Source organism: Microbispora sp. NPDC049633 (genome assembly GCF_040675265.1).
In the GTDB taxonomy this organism is placed as follows: domain Bacteria; phylum Actinomycetota; class Actinomycetes; order Streptosporangiales; family Streptosporangiaceae; genus Microbispora; species Microbispora maris.
On the sequence record NZ_JBFAOO010000278.1, the window covers coordinates 1 to 7,520 of the forward strand.

General features: G+C 73.3%; 6 protein-coding genes. 3 read left to right on the forward strand and 3 right to left on the reverse strand.

Going from position 1 to position 7,520, the window contains the following annotated elements; genetic code table 11:
* From AB0J39_RS36570 to AB0J39_RS36580, 3 genes are all read right to left on the reverse strand, one after another.
* Window positions 1–1,952, reverse strand: a 1,952-nt coding sequence (locus tag AB0J39_RS36570) for a DUF3488 and transglutaminase-like domain-containing protein (protein ID WP_363473268.1), incomplete at its 3' end; no start/stop codon positions are given.
* Window positions 1,953–1,987: 35 nt separating this feature from the next.
* Entirely contained in the window at window positions 1,988–3,244 is a 1,257-nt protein-coding gene (locus AB0J39_RS36575; protein WP_363473270.1) for a DUF58 domain-containing protein, read from the reverse strand.
* A gap of 62 nt (window positions 3,245–3,306) precedes the next feature.
* Window positions 3,307–4,287 carry a MoxR family ATPase gene (locus AB0J39_RS36580; RefSeq protein WP_346228520.1) on the reverse strand — a complete coding sequence of 327 codons (981 nt, stop codon included), beginning with the start codon at window positions 4,285–4,287 and terminating at the stop codon, window positions 3,307–3,309.
* A 479-nt stretch (window positions 4,288–4,766) separates the two neighbouring features.
* Between AB0J39_RS36580 and mraZ the strand changes: the two genes are divergently transcribed.
* The 3 genes from mraZ (at window position 4,767) to AB0J39_RS36595 (ending at window position 7,232) form a co-directional block, all read left to right on the forward strand.
* A complete protein-coding gene (gene mraZ, locus AB0J39_RS36585; protein WP_079318531.1) occupies window positions 4,767–5,198 on the forward strand; it encodes a division/cell wall cluster transcriptional repressor MraZ in 432 nt (143 codons plus the stop codon).
* 283 nt (window positions 5,199–5,481) lie between these two features.
* Window positions 5,482–6,405, forward strand: a complete 924-nt coding sequence (rsmH, locus tag AB0J39_RS36590) for a 16S rRNA (cytosine(1402)-N(4))-methyltransferase RsmH (RefSeq protein ID WP_363473273.1) — start codon at window positions 5,482–5,484, stop codon at window positions 6,403–6,405.
* Window positions 6,406–6,884: 479 nt separating this feature from the next.
* Window positions 6,885–7,232, forward strand: a complete 348-nt coding sequence (locus tag AB0J39_RS36595; protein ID WP_363473276.1) for a hypothetical protein — start codon at window positions 6,885–6,887, stop codon at window positions 7,230–7,232.
* Window positions 7,233–7,520: the final 288 nt, after the last annotated feature.

The window sequence follows — 7,520 nt, forward strand, 5'->3', positions numbered from 1 at the left end:
GGTCGCGTCAGCCGGCGCAGCCGCCGGCGGCGGACCAGGAGCCGCGCGGCGGCGGGCAGCAACAGCAGGGCGAGCGCGGCGGCGGCGCCGATGCCGAACGTGACCGCCGCGGGCGTGCCCGGGTCGGCCGCGATGGGCGTGCCGTCGAGGTCGCGGTCGAGCTGGCGCGGGTTGGGCCGGGCCGGCCCCGCGCTCTGGCCGGTGTCCTCGTCGTCCGACGACGGCCCCTCGGACGCGCCGGCGGTGGGCTCGGCCGTCGGCGTGACGGGCAGCGAGTACGTCGGCACCTGGGCCGTGCCCTGCCCGCCCGCCCCGGCGGGGGTGGGCTCGAACCGCAGCCAGCCGATGCCGTCGAAGAACAGCTCGGGCCAGGCGTGCGCGTCATGGGTGCGGACCGTCCACACGTCACCGATCTTGGTGCCGCCCGTGTAGCCGATCGACACCCGTGCCGGGATGCCGAGCAGACGCGCCATCACGGCCATCGCCCCGGCGAACTGCTCGCAGTAGCCCCTGCGGTCGCGCAGCAGGAAGCGGGACAGCGCCTCCGCGCCCGACCCGGACGCGCGCAGGTCGTAGGTGAACCGGCCGTTCCGGGTGAACCACTCCTGGAGCTCGACCGCGCTCTCGTACGGCGTGGCGGCGTCGGCGGCGACACGGCGCGCGAGCGCCTCCACCCGGGGGTCGAGCCCGTCGGGCAGTTGCAGGTAGCGCTCGCTGTCGGGCAGCGTCACCGCCGTGCGCAGCTCCGTCGTGGTGGGCGCGGGCTCCTCGGTCACCACCCGATACTCCAGCCCGGCCGCCTCGTCCTCGGTGGAGAAGACCATCAGCGAGGACCGGTCGGCGCGCCAGTCGCCGTCCGCCTCGACCTGCCGGGCCGGATACGGCAGCGGCAGGAAGTTGAGCTCGTCGATGTCCTCGCTCATCGCGACCCGCATCTCGGCCCGCTTCAGCGTCACCCCGGGACGCAGGCCGGGAGGGGGCGGCAGCGGCCCCTCCGACACGCGGTCCTCCGGGCGCCCGCGCAGCGGGGCCAGCGTCCACTTCGTCCCGTCGAAGATGTCGAGGGAGTAGATCCTCAGGTAACGCGGCACGTCGTCGCTGCTGGTGTAGGTGAGCACGGTGCCGTTGCCTTGCTGCCTGAGCTGCCCGCCGAGCTTGGCGATGGCGTCGGGGATGCCGATGTTGCCGCCGCCGCCCCCGCCGAGGCCGTTGCCCACGCCGAAGCCGAACAGCGGGTCGGGGCTGAGCGCCGGCAGCACCGCGGGTACCAGGATCGCCAGCGTGATCGCCGTGACGCCGATGCGCTTGCCCGACAGGGCGAGCCGCTCGGTGTCGGGGGCGGCGCCGCGCGCCGAGCCGGTGGAACGGCGCACCACCACGACGCGGCCCCAGCGGCTCAGGCGGTCCCGCCCGTCGGTGACGAGCAGGCCGATGTAACCGAACGCCGCGACGACGAACGCGGGCCACCCGATCGGCTCCGTCATCACCGCGGCGGGCACGGTGAACAGGGCGAGCAGCGGCAGCCCGGCCAGCGCCGCCCGGCGCAGCCGTACCGCGAAGACGTCCACGAGGAGGGCGATCAGCGCCACGCCCGACGTGGTGAGCAGGGTGATGCCGGGCTGGACCGGCACCGGGGCGGCGTACCGCTGGATGTCGTCGAACCCGGAGCCGAGCAGCTCGGCGAGCAGGACGACCGAGTCCCCGGTGGGGACGGCCCGCAGCCACGCCTCCTCCGGCGTGAAGACGGCCGTCAGATAGAGCAGGACCGCGACGGGCGTCACCGCCGGCGCCACCCAGGGACGGGCGCCCAGCCGGGAGGCGGCCGCCCCGGTCAAGGTGGTGACGAGGACCGCACCCACGCAGGACCAGAACCAGGACCCGCCCTCGAAGAGGGGGTAGAGCGTGACTGTGACGGCCGCCGTGGCCAGCCCCGCCGCAACCGGCAGTTTCATTGCCTCTTACCTTCCCTCCCGCCGGACCGGCCGGTTCAGGCCGCGCTCCGCTTGCTGCCGGCCTCCGGCCACACGCCGGCGAGCGAGGCGCCGGCGGGCAGGTCGAGCACCCGCCACCCGCCGCCGGTCAGCACGGACCGCGCGGTCCGCGCGTTCTCGGCGGCGGCGTCGTCCCAGGAGGCCCCGTTCCCGGAGGCCCGGTCCCAGGACGCGAGATCGAGCAGGACCGCGACGGCGGTCACGCCCGAGTGCCTGAGCTGCGCGAGGGTCCGGGCCTCCTCGGGGTCGAGCGCGCCGAGGACCGCGATGATGAGTCCCTCCCCGCCGCCCTGCCGCAGCGCGCCGACACCGTGCTCCAGCGACCGCGCCGTGCTCTGCCGGACGACGGCGAGCGTGTCGAGCAGGGACCACGACTGGCCGCTGTCCACCACGTGCCGGGCGCCCTGGTCGGTGACCAGGCGCAGGGCGAGTCCCTCGGCGGACAGGTGCACGCCGATGGACGCGGCGGCCGAGACCGCCACCTCGAACGACGAGCGCGGCCCATCGCCCCGGTGCGCGTGCCTGCGGGTGTCGAGCAGCAGCGCGCCACGGCTCTGCCACTCCTGCTCCTCGCGCCTGACCATCAGCTCGCCGCGCCGCGCGGTCGAGCGCCAGTGGACCCGGCGCAGGTCGTCACCCTGGCGGTACTCGCGGGGCGCCACGTCGTCGTCGCCCGCCGCCGCGACCGACCGCGTACGGCTGTCGCCGCCGCCGCTGTACTCGCCCGCGAGGCGCACCGGCGGCAGCGGCACCACCTCGGGAGTGACCACGAGTGTGTCGGTGACGGTGAACGACCGGGTCAGCTCGACCAGCCCGAACGGGTCGGCGATCCGCACGGACAGCGGCCCGATCGGGAAGCGGCCGCGCAGGTCCGAGCCCACCTTGTAGTCGATCTCCCGGACGCCGCGCGGCTCCATGCGGTCGAGGACGAACCTCGGCCGGGTGCCCAGCGCGTACTGCAGGGTGTCCTCCACCAGCAGCAGCCCGGTGGGCAGCCGGGTGACGTTCTCCAGGCGCAGCGTGACCGTGCTCTCCTCGCCGGTCTGCACCCGCGCTGGGCCGAGCCGCCGGGCGGAGGCCAGCCGGTACCGCGTACGCGCCACGACCATCGAGGCGAGCAGCGGCATCGCGATGATCAGCACGGCCACGCGGAGCAGGTCCTGCTCCCCGAGCACGAGGGCGCACAGCAGGGCCGCCACGCCGGATGCGAGGAACGACCGTCCCCGCGGAGTCAGAGCCTTCAGCCCGGTCATGGGCCCTCCGTCACTTGCTCACTGTCACTGCGCCGGGCGCGCGCCCGGCGCACTTGCGTCCGCTACTTGGCGTCGGGGACGGGAACGCGCCGCACCAGTTCGCCGACGATCTGCTCGGCGTGGCGGCGCTGGCCCTGCGCCTCCAGGCTCGGCAGCAGGCGGTGCGCCAGCACGGGGACGGCCAGGTCCTGCAGGTCGTCGGGGATCACGTAGTCGCGGCCGGCCAGCGCGGCGTGGGCCCGCGCGCCGCGCACCAGATGAAGGGTGGCCCGCGGGGAGGCGCCCAGTCGCAGCTCGGGGGAGTGCCTGGTCGCCGCCACCAGGTCGACCGCGTAACGCTTGACCGGCTGGGAGACGTACACCGCGCGGACGGCCCGGATCAGCGCGGCCACCTCGGCCGTGGTCGCGACGGGTTCCATCTTGTCCAGCGGCTGGGAGGCGCCGTGCACGTCGAGCATCTCCAGCTCGGCGGCCGTCTCCGGGTACCCCATGGCGATCTTCGCGGTGAAGCGGTCGCGCTGCGCCTCGGGGAGGGGATAGGTGCCCTCCATCTCGATCGGGTTCTGCGTCGCGATGACCATGAAAGGCGACTCCAGCGCGTACGTCGCGCCGTCGACCGTGACCTGGTGCTCCTCCATGCACTCGAGGAGGGCGGACTGCGTCTTGGGGGAGGCGCGGTTGATCTCGTCGCCCACGACGATGTTGGCGAAGATCGGCCCGGGCTTGAACTCGAACTCCCGCGTCTGCTGGTTGTACGCGCTGACCCCGGTGATGTCGCTCGGCAGCAGGTCCGGGGTGAACTGCACGCGCTTGACCGGACAGTCGATCGAACGCGCCAGGGCCTTGGCGAGCATCGTCTTGCCGACGCCGGGCACGTCCTCGATGAGCAGGTGGCCCTCCGCCAGGAGCACGGTGAGAGTAAGGCGGACGACGTCGCTCTTGCCCTCGATCACTGATTCGATCGCGTTGCGGATCCGGTGGGCGGTGTCGACCAGATCCTCGAGCCGGGCTGCCGCATCGGTGACGTCGGGAGTTACTGCCACCAGGCCTCCATGAGGGTGCGTCCCCGAGAATGGGGCGTTAAACGTTCCTTTTCCATTCTGTGCACTGACCCTATGTCCCCTGTGCTTCTAGGGCGACTTTGTCCGGAAATCCGGGCGAACTGCCCACAGTGTTGTGGCCTCTCTTCACGGTCGCGTTCCGTGCTCGTCCGAATCCCGTGACACGCGAACCCCGGGCCGCCCCCGCGCGCTCCACTTCGCTCCACCGGCCCCCGGTGCGGCGGCGGGAACCCCGTACGCGCCGGGGTTTCCGGCGGTGCCGACACGCCCGCGCGCGGGCCGGGGGCCGCCGCCGCGCCCCACTCCGGCCCACCCCTTTTCACCTGCGAAAACGCCGCGCTTTTTGAATGCGGACACGCTCAGAATCAGTTGACGGTGGGGAGAAGTGGAGTATGGTGGTGCGCAGTGGAGGGCAGGGGCTATAGCGCTGAGCGCTCCACAAGGCACAGGAGGTGGGTCCGGTGTTCCTCGGCACCCACCACCCGCGCCTCGACGACAAAGGACGGCTGTTCCTGCCGGCGAAGTATCGCGAGGAGCTGGCGGAGGGTCTGGTGATCACCAAAGGCCAGGAGCGCTGCCTCTACGTCTTCCCCGTAGAGGAGTTCCAGCGCATCACCGAGGCCCTGCGTACCGCTCCGGTTACGGCGAAGGCGGTCCGCGACTACAGCCGTGTCTTCTTCGCCAGCGCGTCCGACGAGGTGCCGGACAAGCAGGGGCGCATCACGATTCCCCAGACGCTGCGGCGATACGCCGGGCTGGAACGTGACTGCGTCGTGATCGGCGCCAACACGCGACTGGAGATCTGGGACGCCCAGGCATGGGACACCTACCTGGAAGCCCAGGAGCAGGCCTTCTCCGACCTCTCGGAGGAGGTGTTGCCCGGGATTCTGTAGACCGGTCCTTTTCTTTCGATCGATTGACCCGTCGGTGACGTTCGGCGAGGTCTCCACCCGCTCCCAAGTGGCAGCTGATGCACCTTCCCCGGTGTCAGACGCCACGGCCGGCGACGCGGATGGGGACCTGGCCGGACGGGTCGGTTCCCCGGGAACCGGCATGGGTGGGGGTCCGTTGGGTAGTCACCGGCGGCACAGCCGCGAATCCGCGAGTACTGCGGCGTAATGGGGGTTGGAAGCGTTGTCGCACGAGCCCGGTCAGCCGGGTGGTCACGTTCCGGTCATGCTCGATCGCGTGCTGGAGTTGCTCGCTCCGGCGTTGTCCGGACCGGAGCCGGTGGCCGTGGACGCCAACCTCGGTCTCGGCGGGCACGCCGAGGCGCTGCTGGCCGCCCACCCCTCCCTCCACCTCGTCGGCATCGACCGCGACCCCACCGCCATCGAGCGTTCCACCGCCCGGCTCGCGCCGTACGCGGACCGGATCACTCTGGTGCGCGCCGTCTCCGACGAACTGGCCGACGTGCTCCGTGACGCCGGACGGCCCCGCGTGGACGCCGCGCTGTTCGACCTCGGCGTGTCCTCCCCTCAGCTCGACGAGGCCGAGCGCGGTTTCGCCTACTCCTACGACGCCCCCCTCGACATGCGGATGGACCGCGAGCAGGAGCTCACCGCGGAACGCGTGGTGAACACCTACTCCGCCGCGGATCTCACCCGCATCCTGCGCGACTACGGCGAGGAGCGCTTCGCGGCACGCGTCGCGAGCCTCATCGTCAAGGAGCGCGCCAAGGACCCCATCACCAGCACGAAACGGCTTGCCGATCTGGTCCGCGCGGCGATACCCGCCGCGACGAGGCGGACCGGGGGCAACCCGGCCAAGAGAACGTTCCAGGCGCTGCGCATCGAGGTGAACGGGGAGCTGTCGGCGCTCGAGCGCGCGCTCCCCGCCGCGCTCGACGCGCTGACGCTGGGCGGGCGCGTGGTCGTGCTCGCCTACCACTCCCTGGAGGACCGGCTCACCAAGCAGGTCCTCGCGGCGCGAACCAAGGACACCAGCCCTCTCGGGCTGCCGGTCCCCCTGGAGGCTCACCAGCCCCGGTTCCGCCTTCTGACGAGGGGAGCGGAGCTCCCGGACGACGAGGAGGTGGCCCGCAACCCGCGGGCGACCTCGGCCCGCTTGCGGGCGGCAGAGAGGATCCGCGAGGGATGAGGACAGAGCAGGAGAGCAGGAGGGCGGCGGCCCGCACGGCCGCACCGCCCCGTGTGCCGGGCCGGACCGCCGCGACGGCGGGCGAGGCCGTCACCGCTCCGAAGGAGCGTCGCGTCCGCCCCGGCGCGCCCACGGCCGGTGAAGACCGCCGGCGCGAGGCCGTCCCGGCCCCCCGCGTAGGCGGTACGGAGAGCCGTCGCCGCGAGGCCGTCCCGGCCTCCCGTCAGGGCACGGACGGCAGACGCCGGCGTGAGGCGGCTCCGGCCGCCGGACCGGCGGCGTCCACCGGATCCGTCGCGTCCCCGAAGCGTGACGGCTCCCGGACGCGTACGGCCGCTCCCCGCGCGGCCGCGTCCCGCACGGTCACCCGTCCCGCGCCGCCCGCTGAAACCCACAGCCTCACCGAGGTCGCGCCCGCTCCGCGGCGCGTCCGGCGCGGTGGTTCGGAAACCCGGCCGGCGACGTCCGCGCGTGTCACAATGGCGCGGCGGGCGTTCCGGCGGCCGCCGCGTGCGCCGTTCGTGCTGCTCGTCGTGGGTCTCATGTGCGGCGGCCTGGTGACCCTCCTGCTGCTCAACACGGTCCTCGCGCAGGACTCGTTCCGGCTGACCGACCTGCGGTCGAGCATCGACGAACTGCACGAGCAGGCCGCGGAGCAGGAGAACCAGCTCCGCCGGTGGACGCAGCCGGACGTGGTGGACGAGCAGGGCAGGGCGCAGGGCCTAGAGGAGGACAAGTCCCCGCCGAAGTTCCTCGACACCGGCGGCACGGGCGGCACGGGTGGTACGGCGCAGGAGCAGGCCCAGAAGGAGGGCACGGACCGGTGAGAGACAGCGGCCGGAACCCGGGTCCCGGCCGCGGGGGTCCCAGCGGGCGAGGCAGTGGCCAGGGCCCGGGCGGTGACAGGAGGAGCCCGGGCTCCCCGGGGCGGCCGTCCCGCCAGGACGGGCCGCCGAGGCCGGGCCGTCCCGGCCGGCCGGCCGACCCCGGGCGTGACGAGACGACGGGCGGCCCGGTACGGCGCGGCCGGAACGGCGGCGCCCCGGAAGGCGGCGAAGACGATCAGCCCGATCGAGACCAGCAGCACCGGGACGCAGACCAGCATGAGCCACGAC

Excerpts from the sequence above, each read along its gene's own strand:
- AB0J39_RS36595 (WP_363473276.1), top strand. The coding sequence starts at position 6,885 with ATGGCGCGGCGGGCGTTCCGGCGGCCGCCGCGTGCGCCGTTCGTGCTG.
- rsmH (WP_363473273.1), top strand. The coding sequence starts at position 5,482 with ATGCTCGATCGCGTGCTGGAGTTGCTCGCTCCGGCGTTGTCCGGACCG.
- AB0J39_RS36575 (WP_363473270.1), bottom strand. The coding sequence starts at position 3,244 with ATGACCGGGCTGAAGGCTCTGACTCCGCGGGGACGGTCGTTCCTCGCA.